General features: G+C 64.6%; 19 protein-coding genes. 8 read left to right on the top strand and 11 right to left on the bottom strand.

Annotated elements, in window-relative coordinates; genetic code table 11:
- Window positions 1–614 precede the first annotated feature (614 nt).
- A complete protein-coding gene (locus tag LZA78_RS00265) occupies window positions 615–2,360 on the top strand; it encodes an acetolactate synthase 3 large subunit (protein WP_233674954.1) in 1,746 nt (581 codons plus the stop codon).
- 78 nt (window positions 2,361–2,438) lie between these two features.
- Entirely contained in the window at window positions 2,439–2,999 is a 561-nt protein-coding gene (ilvN, locus tag LZA78_RS00260; protein WP_233674953.1) for an acetolactate synthase small subunit, read from the top strand.
- 3 nt (window positions 3,000–3,002) lie between these two features.
- On the opposite strand, the gene LZA78_RS00255 is transcribed toward ilvN, so the two are convergent.
- Both LZA78_RS00255 and LZA78_RS00250 read right to left on the bottom strand, forming a co-directional pair.
- The gene (locus LZA78_RS00255) at window positions 3,003–3,245 is read right to left on the bottom strand and encodes a hypothetical protein (RefSeq protein ID WP_233674952.1); all 243 of its coding nucleotides are present in this window, start codon (window positions 3,243–3,245) and stop codon (window positions 3,003–3,005) included.
- A gap of 192 nt (window positions 3,246–3,437) precedes the next feature.
- Window positions 3,438–4,184, bottom strand: a complete 747-nt coding sequence (locus tag LZA78_RS00250) for an alpha/beta hydrolase (RefSeq protein WP_233674951.1) — start codon at window positions 4,182–4,184, stop codon at window positions 3,438–3,440.
- 313 nt (window positions 4,185–4,497) lie between these two features.
- On the opposite strand from LZA78_RS00250, the gene thrS reads away from it, so the two are divergent.
- Both thrS and LZA78_RS00240 read left to right on the top strand, forming a co-directional pair.
- A complete protein-coding gene (gene thrS / locus LZA78_RS00245) occupies window positions 4,498–6,444 on the top strand; it encodes a threonine--tRNA ligase (RefSeq protein WP_233674950.1) in 1,947 nt (648 codons plus the stop codon).
- A gap of 254 nt (window positions 6,445–6,698) precedes the next feature.
- Window positions 6,699–6,905, top strand: a complete 207-nt coding sequence (locus LZA78_RS00240; protein ID WP_218629324.1) for a cold-shock protein — start codon at window positions 6,699–6,701, stop codon at window positions 6,903–6,905.
- A gap of 43 nt (window positions 6,906–6,948) precedes the next feature.
- Here LZA78_RS00240 and LZA78_RS00235 read toward each other — a convergent pair whose 3' ends face one another.
- From LZA78_RS00235 to proS, 6 genes are all read right to left on the bottom strand, one after another.
- Window positions 6,949–7,272, bottom strand: coding sequence for an arsenate reductase family protein (locus tag LZA78_RS00235; protein WP_233674949.1), 324 nt, complete (start codon window positions 7,270–7,272; stop codon window positions 6,949–6,951).
- 3 nt (window positions 7,273–7,275) lie between these two features.
- Window positions 7,276–7,953: an ABC transporter ATP-binding protein gene (locus LZA78_RS00230; RefSeq protein ID WP_233674948.1), complete on the bottom strand. Its 678-nt coding sequence runs from the start codon at window positions 7,951–7,953 to the stop codon at window positions 7,276–7,278.
- On the bottom strand, window positions 7,946–9,238 hold the full coding sequence (locus LZA78_RS00225; RefSeq protein ID WP_233674947.1) for a lipoprotein-releasing ABC transporter permease subunit: 1,293 nt from the start codon (window positions 9,236–9,238) through the stop codon (window positions 7,946–7,948). The genes LZA78_RS00230 and LZA78_RS00225 overlap by 8 nt, the downstream gene beginning before the upstream one ends.
- Window positions 9,239–9,318: 80 nt before the next feature.
- Entirely contained in the window at window positions 9,319–10,452 is a 1,134-nt protein-coding gene (locus tag LZA78_RS00220; RefSeq protein ID WP_233674946.1) for a cytochrome-c peroxidase, read from the bottom strand.
- A gap of 93 nt (window positions 10,453–10,545) precedes the next feature.
- On the bottom strand, window positions 10,546–11,034 hold the full coding sequence (locus LZA78_RS00215; RefSeq protein ID WP_233674945.1) for a DUF2937 family protein: 489 nt from the start codon (window positions 11,032–11,034) through the stop codon (window positions 10,546–10,548).
- Window positions 11,034–12,371 carry a proline--tRNA ligase gene (proS, locus tag LZA78_RS00210; RefSeq protein WP_233674944.1) on the bottom strand — a complete coding sequence of 446 codons (1,338 nt, stop codon included), beginning with the start codon at window positions 12,369–12,371 and terminating at the stop codon, window positions 11,034–11,036. The genes LZA78_RS00215 and proS overlap by 1 nt, the downstream gene beginning before the upstream one ends.
- Window positions 12,372–12,628: 257 nt before the next feature.
- Between proS and LZA78_RS00205 the strand changes: the two genes are divergently transcribed.
- The 4 genes from LZA78_RS00205 (at window position 12,629) to LZA78_RS00190 (ending at window position 18,254) form a co-directional block, all read left to right on the top strand.
- A complete protein-coding gene (locus LZA78_RS00205) occupies window positions 12,629–13,735 on the top strand; it encodes an AI-2E family transporter (protein WP_233674943.1) in 1,107 nt (368 codons plus the stop codon).
- Between the two features lie 7 nt (window positions 13,736–13,742).
- Entirely contained in the window at window positions 13,743–14,417 is a 675-nt protein-coding gene (locus LZA78_RS00200) for a P-loop NTPase family protein (RefSeq protein ID WP_233674942.1), read from the top strand.
- A gap of 53 nt (window positions 14,418–14,470) precedes the next feature.
- Complete coding sequence (locus LZA78_RS00195; protein WP_233674941.1) at window positions 14,471–16,636, top strand: RNA degradosome polyphosphate kinase; 2,166 nt, start codon at window positions 14,471–14,473, stop codon at window positions 16,634–16,636.
- Window positions 16,637–16,697: 61 nt separating this feature from the next.
- Window positions 16,698–18,254: a Ppx/GppA family phosphatase gene (locus LZA78_RS00190; protein WP_233674940.1), complete on the top strand. Its 1,557-nt coding sequence runs from the start codon at window positions 16,698–16,700 to the stop codon at window positions 18,252–18,254.
- Here LZA78_RS00190 and LZA78_RS00185 read toward each other — a convergent pair.
- From LZA78_RS00185 to LZA78_RS00175, 3 genes are read right to left on the bottom strand one after another with little or no spacing between them, the layout of a single operon-like run.
- Window positions 18,251–18,637: an AAA+ family ATPase gene (locus LZA78_RS00185; RefSeq protein ID WP_438811041.1), complete on the bottom strand. Its 387-nt coding sequence runs from the start codon at window positions 18,635–18,637 to the stop codon at window positions 18,251–18,253. The two genes, LZA78_RS00190 and LZA78_RS00185, sit on opposite strands and share 4 nt — an antisense overlap.
- Before the next feature lie 17 nt (window positions 18,638–18,654).
- Entirely contained in the window at window positions 18,655–19,668 is a 1,014-nt protein-coding gene (locus tag LZA78_RS00180; RefSeq protein WP_233674939.1) for an endonuclease/exonuclease/phosphatase family protein, read from the bottom strand.
- A complete protein-coding gene (locus tag LZA78_RS00175; RefSeq protein WP_233674938.1) occupies window positions 19,668–20,366 on the bottom strand; it encodes a tellurite resistance TerB family protein in 699 nt (232 codons plus the stop codon). The genes LZA78_RS00180 and LZA78_RS00175 overlap by 1 nt, the downstream gene beginning before the upstream one ends.
- Between the last annotated feature and the right edge of the window lies 1 nt (window position 20,367).

Genomic DNA, 20,367 nt, shown 5'->3' with positions numbered 1-20,367 from the left:
TTTTGGTAGTTTTTTATGACCAGTTTGCGCAAAACTGCATCGTCCGCATGCTTGGCGGCGATCCCTCACCGGAGTCCACCCCGGAAAGCTGACCGCAAGATAAAGAACACCGCACGAAAGGGAAGCGGGAAATAAAGCCTTCCCCAACGTCACCGCACCCCAAAACAGATCCACGGCGCGGCTCGCGGATGCGCCTGTTGTTGACGCACCTCAGCATGAGCGCCGCCGAATAGTGGCCGGCCGACTCGGGCGAGCTGCGGTACGGTTAACCGCCCCAGGCGCCGTTTCGCACCCGCGGCATGGAAAAATCGGGGCTGATTTTCTGAAAATGTCGGCTGAAAGATGCCACGACGCAACATTTGAAACGATTTTCATGCCCCTGCGACATAATATTCACAGATTTGCCGTTGACGCCCCCGACGCGCCTTTCTAATGTCCGCTGCAACGCAACGGAAAGGATCAGCGATGCTCTCGCTTCTTGTCGTCGTAGGAGGTAGGTGCATGGGCCGGTAACGGTTGACCATATTGGTTCCCATGCGCCCTCGCCCGAAACGCGAGGGCTTTTTGTTGCGAAACGGTTCAGAGGCCCAAGGGCCGCGGGAATGGAGAGACTGATGGCACGGCAGATGACCGGCGCGAAAATGGTGGTTCAGGCACTCAAGGATCACGGGGTCGATACGATCTTCGGATATCCGGGCGGCGCCGTCCTTCCGATCTATGACGAGATCTTCCAGCAAAACGACATCCGTCACATCCTCGTCCGCCACGAGCAGGCCGCCGTCCATATGGCCGAAGGCTACGCGCGCTCGACCGGCAAGCCCGGCTGCGTGCTGGTGACCTCGGGCCCCGGCGCGACCAATGCCGTGACCGGCCTGACAGACGCGCTGATGGACTCGATCCCGCTGGTGGTGTTCTCGGGCCAGGTTCCGACCTTCATGATCGGCACCGACGGCTTCCAGGAAGCCGACACCGTGGGCATCACCCGCCCCTGCACCAAGCATAACTGGCTGGTGAAAGAGAGCGAGAAGCTGGCGGAAACCATCCACCAGGCCTTCCACGTGGCCACCTCGGGCCGCCCCGGCCCGGTGCTGATCGACATCCCAAAGGATGTGCAATTCGCCACCGGCACCTATAGCGAGCCCAAGGCCGCGCGCGTCGATCACTACCAGCCCAAGGTGAAGGGCGATCTGGATGCGATCACCAAGCTGGTAGAGCTGATCGAAACCGCCGAGCGGCCGATCTTCTACACCGGCGGTGGCGTGATCAACTCGGGCACCGCGGCCAGCCAGCTTATGTGCGAGCTGGTGGATGCCACCGGCTTCCCGATCACCTCGACGCTGATGGGCCTGGGCGCATACCCGGCCTCGGGCAAGAACTGGCTGGGGATGCTGGGGATGCACGGCCTTTACGAGGCCAATCTGGCGATGCACGGCTGCGACCTGATGATCAACCTCGGCGCGCGCTTCGACGACCGGATCACCGGCCGCGTGGCGGATTTCTCGCCGAAATCGACCAAGGTGCATGTGGATATCGACGCCTCCTCGATCAACAAGATCGTCCCGGTGGACCTGCCGATCGTGGGCGACGTGGGCCATGTGCTCGAAGACGCGCTCAAGATCTGGAAATCGCGCGGTCGCAAGGTCAACAAGGAAGGTCTCGCCAAGTGGTGGGCCAAGATCGAGGGTTGGAAGAAGGTGAACTGCCTCGCCTACACCAACTCGGAAAAGACGATCAAACCGCAATACGCGCTGCAACGCCTCGAGGCGCTGACCAAGGGCCGCGACCGCTACATCACGACCGAGGTGGGTCAGCACCAGATGTGGGCCGCGCAGTTCCTAGGCTTCGATGCGCCGAACCGCTGGATGACCTCGGGCGGGCTTGGCACCATGGGTTACGGCTTCCCGGCCTCAATCGGTGTGCAGATCGCGCATCCCGACGCGCTGGTGATCAACGTCGCAGGCGAGGCCTCGTGGCTGATGAACATGCAGGAAATGGGCACCGCGACCCAGTTCCGCACCCCGGTGAAGCAGTTCATCCTGAACAACGAGCGCCTCGGCATGGTGCGCCAGTGGCAGCAACTGCTGCATGGCGAGCGTTACTCGCACTCGTGGTCGGAGAGCCTGCCCGATTTCGTGAAACTGGCCGAGAGCTTCGGCTGGAAGGGCATCCGCTGCGAAGACCCGGCCGAACTGGACGACGCGATCATGGAAATGCTCAACTATGATGGCCCGGTCCTGTTCGACTGCCTCGTCGAGAAGCACGAGAACTGCTTCCCGATGATCCCCTCGGGCAAGCCGCATAACGAAATGCTGCTGGCAGCCGATGCCGAGGCGTTCAAATCGGGCGCGACGCTGGTGTGATCGAGTGGCCCGGGGGACTACCCCGGGCGCGACAGGAATTCATGTAGTCCACGGACTTACGAGATAAAGGAGAGGGCAATGGCCGCTCTGAACATCAAGAAGGGCTCGACCTCGCATTCGGCCTATGACCTGCGCGATTTCCACTCGGAAGTGGAGCGCTCGCATACGCTGGCGGTGCTGGTTGACAACGAGGCGGGCGTGCTGGCCCGCGTGATCGGCCTGTTTTCCGGCCGCGGTTACAACATCGACAGCCTGACCGTGGCCGAGGTGGACCATAAGGGCCACCGCTCGCGCATCACCATCGTGACGCGCGGCACGGTCGCGGTGATCGACCAGATCAAGGCGCAGCTTGGCCGCATCGTCCCGGTGCACCAGGTCATCGACCTGACCACCGAGAGCACCCCGGTCGAGCGTGAACTGGCGCTCTTCAAGGTCTCTGGTACGGGCGACAAGCGCGTCGAGGCGCTGCGCCTTGCCGACATCTTTCGCGCCAACGTGGTCGATTCGACGCTGGAGAGCTTCGTCTTCGAGATCACCGGAACGCCGGAAAAGATCGACGCCTTCGCCGAGCTGATGCGTCCGCTCGGCCTGTGCGATGTCGCGCGCACCGGGGTTGCGGCCCTGCCGCGCGGGGTCTGAGGCTCAGCTTCCGGTTTCGCAAGGTTCTGGGGCGGTGCTGCGCTGAGCGGCCCGCCCTTTTTCACAAGTCTCTTGCGGCAGATAGATCAGACGCTGCAACAGCAACTCGGCCGTCAAAAGCCGGTCTACCGGCGGAAAGCAGTCAGCCGGACGCGCGCCGCGCAACAACACCAGCGCGCCATCGCGCACCGAATAGATCACGGCGGACCCGTGCCGGGGATCGCGCCAGCAGACAATCGCTTTCATCCGATACTCCCCCCCACCCGGCGCACCAGAGACACCGCAAAAACGCCCCCGGCAATAGTCGAGCTCGGTTACCCGGCGTCAGCCTAGCAGAAATGGCGCCCCCAGCCAATCGCGCAGCGTAAACGAGCCCCCACAGGGCTTACGAACGTTCGACCCCGCGACTGGCTAAGGCAGAATAGTTGAACGCGCTGCTCAGCCGACCCGCACCAGAACCTCGACCACAGCCTGCTCGATCAGCGTCAGGTCGTCCGGCTCCGAGAACCGGTGGTCGGCGCCCTTCACCAGCGTCAGACGCATATCCGGGCATTGCGCATGGGCCAGAAGGCGGGTCGCCCATTCTACCGGCACAGCGTCATCGTCGGTGCCCTGAAGGCAGCGTACCGGGAAGTTCAGGCTCAAGGGATCGCGCAGCACAAGACGGTTGCGCCCCTCATTGATCAGGCGCCGCGTGATCCGGTAGGGCTCGCCATAGTCCGAGGGCACATCGACATAACCCACCTCTTCCAACGCACGCCGCTCGGCCTTGTCGAACGAGGCCCAGTAACCGTCCTCGGTAAAATCCGGCGCGGCCGCGATGGTCACCAGCCCTGCGACAAGCTCGGGATGTTCGCGCGCGAGCAGAAGCGAGATCCATCCCCCCATGGACGAGCCAACCAACACCTGCGGCCCGTTAGTCAGCGCGCGAATCGTGTCGCGCGCGTCTTCGAACCAATCCCCGATGGCGCCTTCGGTGAACTCCCCATCAGACTGGCCGTGGCCAGAATAGTCGAACCGCAGAAATTCCCGCCCCTGCGCCCGCGCCCAATCCTCCAGCGCAAGCACCTTCGTGCCCTGCATGTCGGATTTGAAGCCATGCAGAAAGACGATCCCCGGCCCGGCCCCTTCGGTCTTGGCATAGGCGATCCGGCGGCCCTCCGGCGTGGTGATGAATTCGGTCATGCGCTCCCCCTTCGGCTTGCACCTACCCTAACCGGCGGGTCCGCGCGCCTCAACTGCCGAAAAGGGGCTCTGCCCCCTCGCCCGTGCCGGGCTCGCCCCCGGGATATTTAGACAAAGCCGAAAGAGAACAGATCACTACATCCTTTCGGCTTTGCAAAAATATCCCGGGGGAGGCGAAGCCGGGGGCAGAGCCCCCACTTGACCGATTGCCGCAGCGCCCCCGTTGACTTGGGCGCACGGTCGGCGCATATCGGCACCGACCATAACCCGCAACCGGGCGTTCCGTGGGCGCCAAACCGACGAGGAGGACGACATGTCCCAGATCACCCTCACCTTTCCCGATGGCAATCAGCGTTCCTACGACGCGGGCGTGACCCCGGCGGAAGTCGCCGCCTCCATTGCGCCTTCGCTGGCCAAGGCCGCGCTTTCGGCACGCGTCAACGGCGCACATTGGGACCTGCAATGGCCAATCGAGACCGACGCGAAGGTGTCGATCAACACTCTCAAGGATGACGAGCCCGCGCTCGAGCTGATCCGCCACGACCTCGCCCATATCATGGCCCGCGCCGTGCAAGAGATCTGGCCCGACGTGAAGGTCACGATCGGCCCGGTGCGCGATTACGGCTGGTTCTACGACTTCGACCGCGCCGAGCCCTTCACCCCCGAAGATCTCGGCGAAATCGAAGCGCGGATGAAGCAGATCATCAACGCCCGCGAACCCGTCCGCACCGAGGTCTGGGACCGTGTCCGCGCAGTCGAGCATTACATTTCCACCAATGAGCCCTACAAGGTCGAGCTGGTCAACCGCATCCCCGAGGGCGAGCCTCTTCGGATGTACTGGCATGGCGATTGGCAGGATCTGTGCCGCGGCCCGCACCTGCAAAACACCGGGCAGGTTCCGGCCGATGCCTTCAAGCTGACCCATGTCGCAGGCGCCTACTGGCTGGGGGACAATACCCGCCCGATGCTCCAGCGCATCTACGGTGTCGCGTTCAAAAACAAGAACGACCTCAAGGCCCACATGACCATGCTCGAGGAGGCCGCGAAGCGCGACCACCGCAAGCTGGGCAAGGAAATGGACCTCTTCCACATGCAGGAAGAGGCGCCGGGCCAGATCTTCTGGCACCCGAACGGCTGGACCATCTACACCCAGTTGCAGGATTACATGCGCCGCCAGCAGACCAAGGGCGGCTATGTCGAGGTCAACACCCCGCAGGTGGTGAACCGCAAGCTCTGGGAAGCCTCGGGCCACTGGGAAAAGTACCAGGAGAACATGTTCATCGTCGAGGTGGACGAGGAAGGCGCGCGCGAAAAGGTCGTGAACGCTCTCAAGCCGATGAACTGCCCTTGCCACGTGCAGATCTTCAACGTCGGCCTCAAGTCCTACCGCGATCTGCCGCTGCGCATGGCCGAGTTTGGTTCGTGCGCGCGCTATGAACCCTCGGGCGCGCTGCACGGCATCATGCGCGTGCGCGGCTTCACCCAGGACGACGCGCATATCTTCTGCCGCGAAAGCCAGATCGAGAGCGAAACCAAGCTCTTCATCGAGTTCCTCTCGCGGATCTACCGCGACCTCGGCTTCACCGAGTTCAAGATCAAGTTCTCGGATCGCCCCGAGAAGCGCGCGGGCTCGGACGAGGTCTGGGACAAGGCCGAGGCGGCACTGGCCAACGCGACCAAGGCGGCGGGCTACGAGTTCACGCTGAACCCCGGCGAGGGCGCCTTCTACGGGCCCAAGCTTGAGTTCGTGCTGACCGACGCCATCGGCCGCGACTGGCAATGCGGCACGCTCCAGGTCGATTTCGTGCTGCCCGAGCGTCTGGACGCCAGCTACATCGGCGAGGATGGCAACCGCCACCGCCCGGTCATGCTGCACCGCGCGACGCTCGGCTCGTTCGAGCGCTTCATCGGCATCCTGATCGAAAGCCATGCGGGCAAGCTGCCGCTGTGGCTGGCGCCGCGTCAGATCGTGGTTGCCTCGATCGTTTCGGATGCGGATGATTACGTCCACGAGGTTGTGGCCGCGTTGCGCGCCGCTGGTCTGCGCGCCGAGGCCGACATTCGCAACGAGAAGATCAACTACAAGGTCCGCGAGCACTCGCTTGGCAAGGTGCCCTATATCTTCGCCATCGGTATGAAAGAGGTTGAGGAGCGCACCGTTTCCGTCCGTCGTCTGGGCGAGAACCGCACCGAAACGGCGGCGCTCGACGCGATCGTGGAAACGCTCAAGGGCGAGGCTCTGCCCCCCGACCTGCGCTGATTGCACCCATACCCTACCCGAACCCTCGGCAGGCGCCCCCACAAGGGCGCCTGCTGCCGTTTTGGGCAAGAAATCGGTCTTCGCACGGGTGTCACATTTATTTTCGTTGATTTTCTCTTGGCTTGTGGCAGGCTGGCCTCGCGTGACTGCAGACTTTCTACCGCTCCCTTCGCGGGGCAGCCGGAAGACTTGAAAGACCTGGCTGCACGGCCCGGAAGCAATTCTGCCCGGGAAAACCTGAAGGAGTGAACGGAATGGCCACTGGCACCGTGAAATGGTTCAACACCACCAAAGGCTACGGCTTCATCGCGCCCGACGAGGGTGGCAAGGACGTCTTCGTCCATATCTCGGCGGTTGAGCGCGCCGGCCTCAAAGGCCTGCAGGACAACCAGAAAGTCAGCTACGAGCTGCAGTCGGGCCGTGATGGCCGCGCCTCGGCGAGCGACCTGAAACTGCTCTGAGAATTCCGCGGCCCGACCCTGTCGGGCCGCTCTCATTTCGGGGCTAGAGCCCCTGCGCCGCCTGCGCGGCCTTATCCCAGCCAAGTGTCAGCTGCGCGCCCCGGATCAGCGGACGCTTCATCAGTGTCGGATGGGCCGCAAGAAGATCGGGCACGGGTGCCGCGCGCTCGGCCTCGGACAGACCGCGCCAGGTGGTCGAGGCGCGATTGACGATTCTCTCTCCGAAGATGCCCACGAACTCGGCGATCTCGTCGCCGCTCAGCGGTTCCGCGCGGACATCGCGCAGGGTGACCTGATGGCCCGCAGCCTCCAGCGCCTTTTTCGCCTTGCGGCAGGTGTCGCAGGTCGGAATGCCGTAAAGGATCATCGCTTACTCCGTCAGTTGTCCGCCATCGAGGCGCACGATCCGGTCCATCTTGGCAGCCAGATCAAGGTTATGCGTCGCGATCAGCGCCGACAGCCCGGTTTCGCGCACCAGTTCCATCAGCACGTCGAACACCGTGTCCGAGGTCGCCGGGTCGAGGTTTCCGGTCGGCTCGTCGGCCAGCAGCAGCTTGGGCTGGTTGGCCAGCGCGCGGCAGAAGGCGACCCGCTGCTGCTCGCCGCCCGACAGGGCCGAGGGGCGGTGATCGACGCGTTCGGCCAGGCCCACACGCCCCAGCAGCGCGCGCGCACGTTCCTCGGCCGCCTTGCGCCCTGCCCCGTTCGCAAGCTGCGGCAGGACGATGTTTTCCAGCGCGGTGAACTCGGGCAGCAGGTGGTGGAACTGATAGACAAAGCCCAGATCGGCGCGGCGCGCCTCGGTCCGGCGGCGGTCGGTGGCGCCGCTTAGATCCTGCCCGCCGATTGCCACGCGCCCGCTGTCGGGCGTGTCCAGCAGCCCCGCGATATGCAGCAGCGTCGATTTCCCCGCCCCCGAGGGCGCCACCAGTGCCACGACCTGCCCGCGCGGAATCGTCAGGTTCACCCCGCGCAGCACGGCGATCTCGCCCGGTTTGCCGCGATTGTAGCTTTTCTCAAGCCGCTCCAGCGTCAGCACATCACTCATAGCGCAGTGCCTCCACTGGGTTCAGGCGCGCGGCGCGGCGCGCGGGGAAGATCGTGACGACAAAGCTCAGCCCAAGCGACAAGCCAACCGCCTTGGCGATATCGACCGCGCGCAGCTTGGCGGGCAATTCGTAGATTCCACGCACCGAAGGATCCCAGGCCCCGCCGCCGTTCAGCCAGTTGATGAAGTTCATCACATGCTCGATGTTGAGCGAGAAGACAACGCCCAGCACAAGGCCCAGAAGCGTCCCCAGCACCCCTGTAAACGCCCCGCACAGGAAGAAGACGCGCAGGACCGAGCCCTCGGTCAGCCCCATGGTGCGCAGGATGCCGATATCGCGGCCCTTGTTCTTGACCAGCATGATCAGCCCCGAGGTAATGTTCATCGTTGCGATCAGCACCAGAACCGAGAGGATGACGAACATCACGTTATCCTCCATGTCGAGCGCGCGCAGGAAGCTGCCCGAGGCATCGCGCCAGCTCCAGAGCATCGTGCCCGCGCCGCTGGCCGCGATCAACTGCGGCGTCCAGCCATCGACGCGCTCGGGTTCGGTCACGTCCACCTCGATCTCATCGGCGCCGCCCTCGCGGTTGAAATAGCTCTGCGCCTCGGCGAAGGGCATGTAGATGCGCGTGCGGTCGATGTCCCAACGGCCCGCGGTGAAGATATAGACCACCTCATAGGCGCTGACCCGCGGGCTGGTGCCAAAGGCCGTCTTGGCGCCATTGGGCGAGATCAGCTTGACCTTGTCGCCCACGCTCACGCCCAGTTCGCGCGCAAGACCCGAGCCCATGGCGATCCCCTCGCCGAAGCGGTTGATATCGCCAAGCGCCTCTTCGGAATGCGCGACGCGCGGGATGGTCAGCAGATCCCCGGCGGCGATGCCGTAAACCTCGGCCACGTTCGAGCGGTCGGCCAGCGTCACCATCACCTGCCCGCGCACCAGCGGCGCGGCGCGGGTCACGCCCGGCACTTCGCGGAGGCGGGCCGCGCGGTCCTCGTAGTCGCGCATCAGGCGCGAATAGACGCCCGAGCCTGCGACTACCTCGGTCGGGGCGGAATAGACCGTGACATGGGCATTCGCACCCAGGATCGTATCGACGAACTCGCCGCGAAAGCCTGCGCGCACGGCCAGCGTAATGATCAGCGCGGCCACGCCCAGCATGATTCCGATCAGGCTGATCCAGGTCATGACCGACACGCCCCCCTCGGCGCGACGCGCGCGCAGGTAGCGCCAAGCAATCATGAATTCAAAAGGAGAAAAGGGCGCGGTGCTGCTGGCCATGTTCCTATCCCAAAAGCTCGCGCAAGCTGACCCGCGCGGGGCTAAAGGTCAAGCCCGCGCGGGTTCACGGATCTGTTGGGTCACTGATCCAGAAGCGGCTCGTAGCGCGCGTCGGTCAGGGTGCGCAGGAAAGCCACGATGGCGTCGATCCGCTTGTCGTCCAGCGCCGGGCCGGTCTCCAACTCGGTCAACGAGAGGTTCTGCGCCACTTCGGGCGCGGCGAAGGGCGCGCCGGTTTCGGGGTTGATCTGCCGCTCGGGCAGTTTCGAGTTGTACTTGTTGTAGAACAGCACGACCGTGCGCAGGTCCGAGAACACCCCGTTATGCATATAGGGGCTGGTGACGGCGACGTTGCGAAGGCTTGGCACCTTGAACTTGCCCGCCTGAGCCGGATCGTCCACAGCGGGGTTATCGAGCAACCCACGGTCAACATGATCGCCCGCCACCCCGTTCACCGCGCGCACCGCCGTGTTCGCGGGCACACCGATGTTGTGGTATTCGTAATTCGAGAAGGTTTCCTTTTCCTCGAGCGGTCCTTGGCGCAGCTGATGGCAGATATTGCAGTTGGTGAACTGGTTCGAGAAGAACAAAAGCCGCCCCAGTTCCTCCTCATCCGTCAGCCGCACCTCGCCGCGCAGGAAGCGGTCGTATTTGGAATCAAAGGGCTGGAAAGTCTCGCTTTGCTCGAAGGCAGCGATAGCCTCGGCCATGGCGTCATAGGCCTTGAGCGGGTCATGCGCGGCCTCGGGACCGGACAGTGTGGTCATGGTGGCTAGGTAGCGCGGGTTCGCCCAGAGGCGCTCGGCCACGGCGGCCTCGTCCTTCATGCCCATCTCGATGGGGTTGAGCGGCGGCCCCTTGGCCTGATCGGCCAGCGTCGCAGCGCGTCCGTCATGGAACTGCCCACCCTTCCATTTGCCCTCGGTTGTCTTGTGGAAAGCGGGCGAGAAGGACGCATAGGCCGCAGGCGGCGCGTTGCGATCGCCAAGGCTGTGCCCGTCATCGCCAAGGCTCACGGCGCCCTCGCGCGCATCGACAAAGCCCGCTTCGGGGGAATGGCAGGTCGCACAGGACTGGGTGCGATTGGCCGACAGGGCGGTGTCGAAGAACAGCGCCTCGCCCCAAGCTTCCAGCGAGGCATAGGGCTCGGCCGCGCCGACCGCGCCGCCCATGACACAGATCGCGGCAACTGCCCCTGACAGCAACTTTCTCATGGCTCACTCCAGCTCGGTTCCTGAGGCGCTTATGCGACACGCCCCGTCGACCGACATTGACCAAGGTCAATTACCCGAGTATTTTGCTCAAGTCTATACCGCGCGACGCCGGAAGGGCCGCATGATCAACCCGGCAAGCGCCAGAACCAGTCCCCATCCAAGACCAAAGCCGATCCCGGCGGCGGTCAGGCCGGTAGGCGTAAGCTGCACGGCGGGCTGGAAATCGCCCCATGTCGCCTGCAGCACCTCCGCGTCGCGGAAGCGTTGCGGAAGGGTCAGACGCTCCAGCGGCGTCGCCGCGCGCAGCAGGGCATAATCGGCCTGTGCATGTTCGGCCCGCACGATCAGGCTGCGCATATCGTTGCCGTGGTTGTCGAGAAAAGCCGAGCCCTGCAACTGCGTCAAAGCCGCCTCGCGCGTCAGCCCGGCAACATCGGCGGCGGCGTCGAATTCAGCGACGACAGCCGAGAGCGCCTCGGCCTGACCGCCAAGGCGCTGAAGGTATTGCTGGGAAAACTCGGGGAATTGCGAAAGCGCTGCCGCCCCCGCAACTCCGCCCAGTATGGCCAGCGTGCCGCGCATCAATGCGCTTCGTAGATCTTGGCGATGCGTTCGACGGCGGCGGTGGCCGACATCTCCTCGCTCTCGCCGGTGCGGCGGCAGGTCAGTTCGACCACGTTATTGGCCAGCCCGCGCGGGCCGACGGTGATGCGCCACGGCAGGCCGATCAGGTCCATGGTGGCGAACTTGGCGCCGGCACGGTCCTCGCGGTCGTCATAAAGCGGGTCGAGGCCGTGGCCTTGCAGCGCCTTGTAGATCGCCTCGCAGGCCGCGTCGGTCGAGGTGTCGCCCTGCTTGAGGTTGACGATGCCGACGTGGAACGGCGTCACACCCTCGGGCCAGATGATGCCCTTCTCGTCGTGGTTGGCCTCGATCAGCGCGCCAAGCAGACGCGAGACGCCAATCCCGTGCGAGCCCATCTCGACCGGCACGCGATTGCCATCGGGGGTCACGACAGTGGCGCCCATGGATTCGGAATACTTGGTGCCGAAGTAGAAGATCTGACCGACCTCGATCCCGCGGCCGACCATGCGGCGCTCTTCGGGGATCTGGTTGAAGACGGCCTCGTCATGGGTTTCGTCGGTGCGGGCGTAAAGCGTGGTGAACTCTTCGCAGATCGCGGCGACCTCGTCGCGGTTGTCGTAATCGACGGTGCGCTCGCCCAGCTTCAGATCCGGCACCTTGGCGTCATAGAACACCTCGGATTCGCCGGTCTGCGCCAGCACCAGGAATTCATGCGTGTTGTCGCCGCCGATCGGGCCCGAGGCCGCGCGCATCGGGATCGCCGTCAGGCCCATGCGCTCATAGGTGCGCAGGTAGCTGACCATGTGGCGGTTGTAGGCGTGCAGCGCGTCTTCCTTGGTCAGATCGAAGTTGTAGCCGTCCTTCATCAGGAATTCGCGGCCGCGCATCACGCCGAAGCGCGGGCGAACCTCGTCGCGGAATTTCCACTGGATGTGGTACAGCGTCAGCGGCAGCTGCTTGTAGCTGGACACGTAGCTGCGGAAGATGTCGGTGATCATCTCTTCGTTCGTGGGACCGTAGAGCATGTCACGCTCGTGCCGGTCCTTGATGCGCAGCATTTCCTGGCCGTAATCGTCATAGCGGCCCGACTCGCGCCACAGATCGGCGGGCTGAAGCGTCGGCATCAGAAGCGGAATATGGCCCGCGCGGACCTGCTCTTCATGCACGATCTGCTCGATGCGCTTGAGTACCTTGTAGCCAAGCGGCAGCCACGAATAGATCCCCGCCGCCTGCTGCTTGATCATGCCCGCGCGCAGCATCAGGCGGTGCGAGACGATCTGCGCCTCGGCGGGGTTTTCTTTCAGGACGGGGAGGAAGTAGCGGGAAAGGCGCATTGGCTTGTCCAAATTGGGTTTCGCGTTGCGAACTGGCCTAGAGGAAATGGGAAGCTGGGGCAAGGTCAGCCTCCACGGCGCCCCCGAAAAGAACGGCCCCGAGACCGCCCCGGTTCTGGCGGCACGGGGAAAAATGCGGGCATAGGGGATGAAATAGCCCCGGCGATGCCTATCTCGGCTTGCGACAGCGGGCCTTGGCCGCTTGCAACCGCGCGGCAGTTCGGCAAACTGACGCCAACGACACGAAAGGCTGACCGATGGCCCTGCCCGCGCGACAACAACTGACCTACTGGGGGGGAACCGCCGCGGTATTCACGCTTGCGCTCTGGGGGTTGGGCGACGTGATCCTGCCCTTCCTCGTTGGGGGCGCGATTGCCTATTTCCTCGACCCGCTCGCCGACCGGCTCGAGCGTCTGGGGTTGAGCCGCGCGGCCTCGACATCGACCATCGCGTTGGTGGCGACACTGACCTTCGTGATCCTCGCGCTGGCCGTGGTGCCCGCGCTGGTCCGCCAGCTGACCCAGCTTGTCGGCATCGCCCCTGAGGTCGCCCGGCGCCTGCAATCCTTCCTGACGACAACCTTCCCCTCGGTGATGGAGGAAGGATCGGTCATCAACGAAACGCTGGCCTCGCTTGGTCAGGCGGTGAAGGCGCGCGGCGGGGAGCTGGCCAGCGGGGTGCTCAGCTCGGCCATGGGTGTGGTGAACTTTGTCGTCTTCATCGTCGTCGTGCCCGTCGTGGCCTTCTACATGCTGCTCGACTGGGACAATATGGTCGCCAAGATCAACGGCTGGCTGCCGCTTGATCACGCGCCCACAGTGCGCCGTCTGGCGCATGAGATCGACAAGGTGCTGTCGGGCTTCGTGCGCGGCCAGATCTCGGTCTGCCTCATCCTCGGGGCGTTCTACTCGATCTCGCTGATGCTGGCGGGGCTGAATTTCGGCCTGATCGCCGGGGCCATCGCGGGCGGGCTGACCTTCATTCCCTATGTCGGCGCGTTGGTCGGCGGCGCGCTGGCCATCGGGCTTGCGCTCTTTCAGTTCTGGGGCGACTGGATGTCGATCGGCATCGTCGCCGCGATCTTCGCCGCCGGTCAGTTCCTTGAAGGTAACCTGATCACGCCCAAGCTGGTTGGCAGTTCCGTCGGCCTGCATCCGCTGTGGCTGATCTTCGCGCTGTCGGCCTTCGGCACGCTCTTTGGCTTTGTCGGTATGCTGGTCGCCGTTCCCGTTGCCGCGGTCCTCGGCGTGGTCACCCGCTTCGTGTTGGAGCGATACCTCGAAGGTCGGCTTTACAAAGGCCTCACATCGGGTCAAGAAGCGGCCCCCGAGACCGCCTTGGCACATGAACCCGCAGAGGACTGACCCGGACGTGAGCCGTCAACTGACCCTGGATCTGCCCCTGCGCCAGTCGCAGGGCCGCGAGGATTTCTTCGTCGCCCCCGCGAATGCGCTGGCGCTAGCGACGCTTGATGCGCCCGAAAGCTGGCCACAGGGACGGATGCTGCTGATCGGCCCCGAGGGCGCGGGCAAATCGCACCTCGCGCAGATCTGGGCCGACACGCACGGCGCGCCGGTGATTGCCGCCGAGGAGTTGACCGACGAGGCCGCCCCCGATCTGGTGCGCGCGGGCGCCGTGGTCGTCGAGGATGCCGAGCGCGTGGCCACCAGCCCCGCCACTCAGGCCGCGCTTTTCCACCTGCACAACCTCATGCTGGCCGAGCGCGGGCGGCTTTTGCTGACCGCCCGCAGCGCACCGCGTGACTGGGGCCTCAGCCTGCCAGACCTGCTTAGCCGCATGTCGGCCACCGCCAATGTCCGCATCGAGCCGCCCGATGACGCGCTGCTGTCTGCCGTGCTGGTCAAACTGTTCGCCGACCGCCAGATCGCGGTGCCTGCCGCGCTGATCCCGTGGCTTGTGACGCGCATGGACCGCTCGCTTGCCACGGCGCGGCAGCTGGTCGCGGCGCTTGATGCGCGCGCGCTGTCCGAGAACCGCGCGATCACGCGATCTTTGGCCGCCGAGGTGCTGGACACTCTGGGCTGAGCAGAGCAAAATACTGTCATCGCGCCATTACAAAAGCATCTCATAAGCGCATCATGACCAAGGCAGATTTCCTCAAGACCCCGTTCCCGACCCCCGTCGAGATGCCCGCCGAAGTAATCGCGGGCCCGCGCCGTTTCTTCAATCGAGAGCTGTCGTGGCTCGCCTTCAACTGGCGCGTCCTCGAAGAGGCCACGAACCCGCGCGTGCCGCTGCTGGAGCGCCTGCGGTTCCTGTCGATCTCGGCCACCAACCTTGACGAGTTCTACACCGTCCGCGTCGCGGGCCTGCGCGAGCTGGTGCGCGAAGGCAGCGTGACCCCTTCGCATGACGGGCTGACCCCGGCCGAGCAGCTTGTGCTGATCAACGCCGATGCGCGCAAACTGATGGACACGCAGCAGACCACCTGGAACAAGCTCAAGCGCGAGCTTGAGGGCGCTGGCATTCATCTTGTCACGCGCTCCAAACTGACCAAGCGCGACCGCGATTTCCTGGCCGATCACTTCCTGAACAAGGTCTTCCCGGTGCTCTCGCCGCTGGCGATCGACCCGGCACACCCCTTCCCGTTCATCCCCAACACTGGTTTCTGCCTGGCGCTGGAACTGGAGCGGCAGACCGACAAGCGTCGCCTTCAGGCCCTGCTACCGATTCCGCAGCAGATTGACCGCTTCGTGCGCCTGCCCGGCGAGGCGCGCTTCCTGCCGCTCGAAGAGCTGCTGCTCTTGCATCTCAACATGCTCTTCCCCGGTTATGCCGACACCGGTCATTGCGCCTTCCGGGTGCTGCGCGACAGCGACCTTGAGGTTGAGGACGAGGCCGAAGACCTCGTGCGCGAGTTCGAAACCGCGCTCAAGCGCCGCCGGCGTGGGCAGGTGATCCGCATGAAAATCACCTCAGGCGCGCCGGAAAGCCTGCGCGCGCTGATCATGGATGAGCTGCACGTCGATCCCTCCGAGGTGGTCGAGGTACGCGGGATGCTTGGCATCGCCGACCTCAAGGAACTGGTGCTGTCGTCGCGCTCCGATCTGCTCTGGCCAGCCTTCACGCCGCGCGTCCCCGAGCGGGTGCAGGACCATGACGGCAATATGTTCTCGGCGATCCGCCAGAAGGACATGCTGCTGCATCACCCCTACGAGACCTTCGACATGGTGATCCGCTTCCTCAATCAGGCGGCGGCGGACCCGAACGTGCTGGCGATCAAGCAGACGCTCTATCGCACCTCGAAGGACAGCCCGATCGTGGACGCGCTCTGCGAGGCGGCCGAAAGCGGCAAGTCGGTGACGGCGCTCGTAGAACTCAAGGCGCGCTTTGACGAGGCCGCGAATATCCGCCAGTCGCGGCGACTGGAGCGCGCGGGCGCCCATGTCGTCTATGGCTTCATCAACTACAAGACCCACGCGAAGATCTCGACCGTGGTCCGGCGTGAAGGCGACCAGCTGGTCACCTACACCCATTACGGCACCGGCAACTACCACCCGATCACCGCGCGGATCTATACGGATCTGAGCTTTTTCACCTGCGACGCCGCCCTTGGCCGCGACGCGACCAAGGTCTTCAACTACCTGTCGGGCTATGTGCAGCCCGAGGGGCTTGAGAACCTCGCGATCTCGCCGATCACGCTCAAGCCGCGCCTCCTAGAACTGATCGCGCGCGAAAGCGAGCACGCCCGCAACGGCCGCCCGGCCGAAATCTGGGCCAAGATGAACAGCCTGATCGACGCGCAGGTGATCGACGCGCTTTATGCCGCGTCTCAGGCCGGGGTGAAGATCAGCCTTGTGATCCGCGGCATCTGCGGGTTGCGCCCCGGCATCAAGGGCCTGTCCGAGAATATCCGCGTGAAATCCATCGTCGGGCGCTTCCTCGAACATTCGCGCATAGTATGCTTTGGCAACGGCCACGGCCTGCCCTCGAAAAAGGCGCGGGTGTTCTTTTCCTCGGCCGACTGGATGGGGCGCAACCTCAACCGCCGGGTCGAGACGCTGGTCGAGGCGCTCAACGACACCGTGAAGGCGCAGATCGTCAGCCAGATCATGGCCGCGAACATGGCCGACGAGGCGCAAAGCTGGGTGCTGCAACCCGACGGGCGCTTCCTGCGCGACCTGCCGCCGGGGAAAGACGATCTGTTCTCCTGCCATCGCTTCTTCATGGAGAACCCCTCGCTTTCGGGCCGCGGCTCGGCCGGGGCAAAAGACGTTCCGAAACTTGCCCATAGCATGGACTAGAGGGTAGTTTGAGGCGGCGCCGAGGCGACTCGGGGCCGCCCATTATCGACGGCAGGACAGCATGAACCCGAAGACCGAGGGGCACAGCCCGAAGCTTTCCGACGACTGGGATCCCTTTGGCAAACCCCTCTTCGATGATCCCTCGGCACGGGCGCTCAGCCGCGTGGGCGTCGTGGATGTCGGCTCGAACTCGGTCCGGATGGTGGTTTTCGACGGCGCGGCGCGCAGCCCGGCCTATTTCTACAACGAAAAGGTCATGGCGGGTCTGGGCCAGGGCCTGGCCGAAACCGGCCTGTTGAACCCTCAGGGCCGCGAGCGCGCCTTTGCCGCGCTGCAACGCTTTGCCCTGCTGGCCGACGGCATGGGCATCGGCCCCCTCACCTGCGTGGCCACCGCCGCCGTGCGCGAGGCGCAGGACGGCCCGGAATTCCAGCGCCTAGTCGAGCGCACGACCGGCCTCAAGCTGCATGTGATCGACGGCACCGAAGAGGCGCGCCTGTCTGCGCAGGGGGTGCTGCTTGGCTGGCCCGAGGCGCAGGGGCTGATCTGCGACATCGGCGGCAACTCGATGGAGTTGGCCGATATCCGCAACGGTCGCGTTTGGCGGCGCGTCACCTCGCCGCTCGGGCCGTTCCGGTTGCAACAGGTGCCGGGCGGCAAGAAGGAAGTGGCCGCCCATATCAAGGACGTCATCGCCGGCCTCGCGCGCGAAATGGGGACCGAGCACGAACGCATCTACCTTGTCGGCGGCTCTTGGCGGGCGATCGCGCGGCTCGACATGGAGCGGCGCGGCTATCCGCTTCTGGTGCTGCATGAATACCGGATGGACCCGGAGGGCACGCTGAAAACCCTCGACTGGATCGAGAAGAACGACCTGAACGATCTGCGCTCGCGCACCGGCACGTCATCCGCGCGGATGGAACTTGTGCCGCTGGCTGCGATGGTGCTGCGCGAACTGATCGCCACCTTCGGCCCGAAAGAAATCGACATCTCCTCTTACGGGATCCGCGAGGGGCTACTTTACGAACAGATGCCCGAACGCCTGCGCCGGCGCGACCCACTAATCGAGGCCTGCCGCCATGCCGAGCGCACGATGGCCCGCCTGCCCGGCTTCGGCAAACGCCTGCACGCGTTTATCCAGCCGATCTGGGGGCAAGTCCCGCCCGAGAAATACCGCCTGATGCGCGCGGCGTGCCTGCTGCATGACACCACCTGGCGCACCCATCCCGACTACCGCGCCGAGGCCTGTTTCGACAATGTCACCCGCGCGAACATGGCCGCGCTCAGCCACCCCGAGCGTGTCTTCGTGGGCTTGGCCCTGCTGCACCGCTACAAGAATTCGCGCAGCGGATCGCGGTTCGAGCCGCTCTTTACCCTGCTCTCGCCCGAGCAGATCCAGGAGGCCGAAGTTCTTGGCAAGGCAATGAGGTTTGGCGCGATGTTCTCGATCCATGACCCGCAGGACGCGGGAGAGCTGAACTACAAGCCCAAGAAAAACCTGCTGGAATTGCGCCTGACCAAGCGCGGCGCGGGGCTGTACGGTGAAGTGGCCGCAGCACGCCTTGCCTCGCTCGCAGCCGCGCTCAAGGCCGAACCAAGCGTCCGCCTGCCCTCTTAAAGCTCGATCTCGTCGGGAGCCGGTTCGGCCTCGGGCTGCATCAGCGGCGGTGGCGGCGGTGCGTCCGGCTTGCGACGGATAATCACGTCGCCGTTGGGCAGCCGCTCGGGCGCTTCGTAGTTCTTCACATCGTCGACCAACGCCATAAGCTGCGACAACGCGGGGCCAAGTTTACTGCCAGCCTCGTCCAGACCCTGCTGCATCTCGTCCAGGCTCGGGCCGACCTCTTCCATGATGCCGCGAAAGATCAGTTTCGCGCCCTCTTCAAGCAGGCTGAACCCTTCGTCCAGATCGCCTGCATCGGCGCCTTCCTCCGTCTCCTGCGCGACGGCCGGAGTGGTGAGCATGGCAACAACCAGAAGCGGGGCAAGAAGCTGTTTCATGGCCCCAATATAAGGGCTCAAAGCGAAATATCCATACTGACCGGGAAGTGGTCCGAGGCTTGTAGCAAAGCCTCGCGCAACTCGGGCGTGCGATAGCAGGCAGGGTCGTCGAACGGATGCCAGATGCGCCATTTGGGCTGAGCCACGCACAGATCGGGCGAGATCATGATGTAATCCAGCATCGCCGAGAAATACTGCTTGTTTTCAGGGTCATAGAACCGGGCCGAGGCAGGCGCCGCCATCGTCGCATGGCCGCGATGCAGCCGCGCATGGGGATCGTGCATCTGCCGCATCGGCGGCCCGCCATGCCCCAGCACGATCTCCAGCCCCGAGCGCCCGAAGAGCCGTTCGTACTCGTCCAGCCCCGGACCGTCGTTGAAATCCCCCAGCACAATCAGGCTGTCGCCGGCGTCCAGATGCTCATCCACGCGCTGGCGCAGCCAGATGCATTGTGCCAGCTGCTTGCGGCGGTTCTCGATCGCGATGCGGTTCTCGGCATCGGGCGAGTTCGCCCCGCGCGGCGCCTTCGACTTGATGTGCACGCCGATCAGCCGCAGCAAACGGCCCTCGCGGGTCTCCAACTCCACCTCCAACGGCGGCTTCGAGAAGGTCACCGTGTCCAGCGTCGCGTCGATATCCAGATCAATGCGCAGGCTCTGATCAAAGCGCGGGCTCTGCCCTTCGCCACCGCGCGGATCATGCCGGGCGCGCAGCACGTCCGGGTCATACATCAGTGCGATTTCCTGTTGCGTATCATTGGCATAGCCAATCAGAGCCCGGCGCTGGCGCAACCCGAAATACTCGGCAAAGCTTTCCAGCATCGCGGCGGTCTTGCGGCGCGAGTTCTCGTCCGGCGCCTCGACCACAAGGATCACATCGGGATCGACCGCCGTGAAAACGATCCCAAGCGCGCCAAGCTGCTGCGCCCGCGTGACCTGATAACGCGAGGACCATTCGCCATCGTCCAGAATCCGCCCCCGCCGGTCGAAAAGCTCGTTGAACCACTCGACGTTATAGGTGGCGATCCGCATCAGCCTGCCTCCGCGCCCTGCCGCAACTCCTCCCAGGCGCGGTTGAGGGCGATGGTGCGCGCCTCGGCCAGACGCACCGCCTCGGGCGGCAGGCCACGGGCGATGGCGCGGTCGGGATGGGCCTCGCGCACCAGCTCGCGCCAGCGCGCGCGCACGTCCGGCATTGGCGTTCCAGGCGGCAGTTCCAGCACCGTCCAGGGATCCGGGATCGCATCGGGCACGAAGCTCGCCCGGATCGAACGGAAACAGCAATCCTCAAGCCCGAAGATCCGCGCGACCTCCTCAAGGAAGGCATCCTCGGCCTCGTGGTAATCGCCATCCGCCAGCGCGATCACGAACAGCCCCTCAAGCAGGTCCTTCAGGACATCGCTGCCCTGCCCGAACATCGCCGCGATCTTGCGCGCATAGGCGTCGAACCCGGCCACATCGGTGCGCGCAAGGTTAAAGACCCGCGCGGCGTTATCCTCTTCGTCCGGCGGGATCTGAAAGACGCGCCGAAAGGCTGCCACCTCGTCGCGCGTTACCTGACCGTCGGCCTTGGCCATCTTGGCGCCAAGCGCAATCACGGCAATGGTAAAGGCAACCGAACGTTCCGGCGGCGCGCGCAGATGATCGAAGACAGCCGCCAGCCCCTCACCCCGCGCCAACGCGGCAAGTGCCTGCCCGATACGGGACCAAAGGGAAACCGGCTTGTCCATG

This window comes from Rhodobacter flavimaris (assembly GCF_021378075.1).
In the GTDB taxonomy this organism is placed as follows: Bacteria; Pseudomonadota; Alphaproteobacteria; order Rhodobacterales; family Rhodobacteraceae; genus Rhodobacter; species Rhodobacter flavimaris.
Note: the sequence above shows the minus strand (reverse complement) of the source record. Positions and strands in the feature narration are given on the sequence as shown.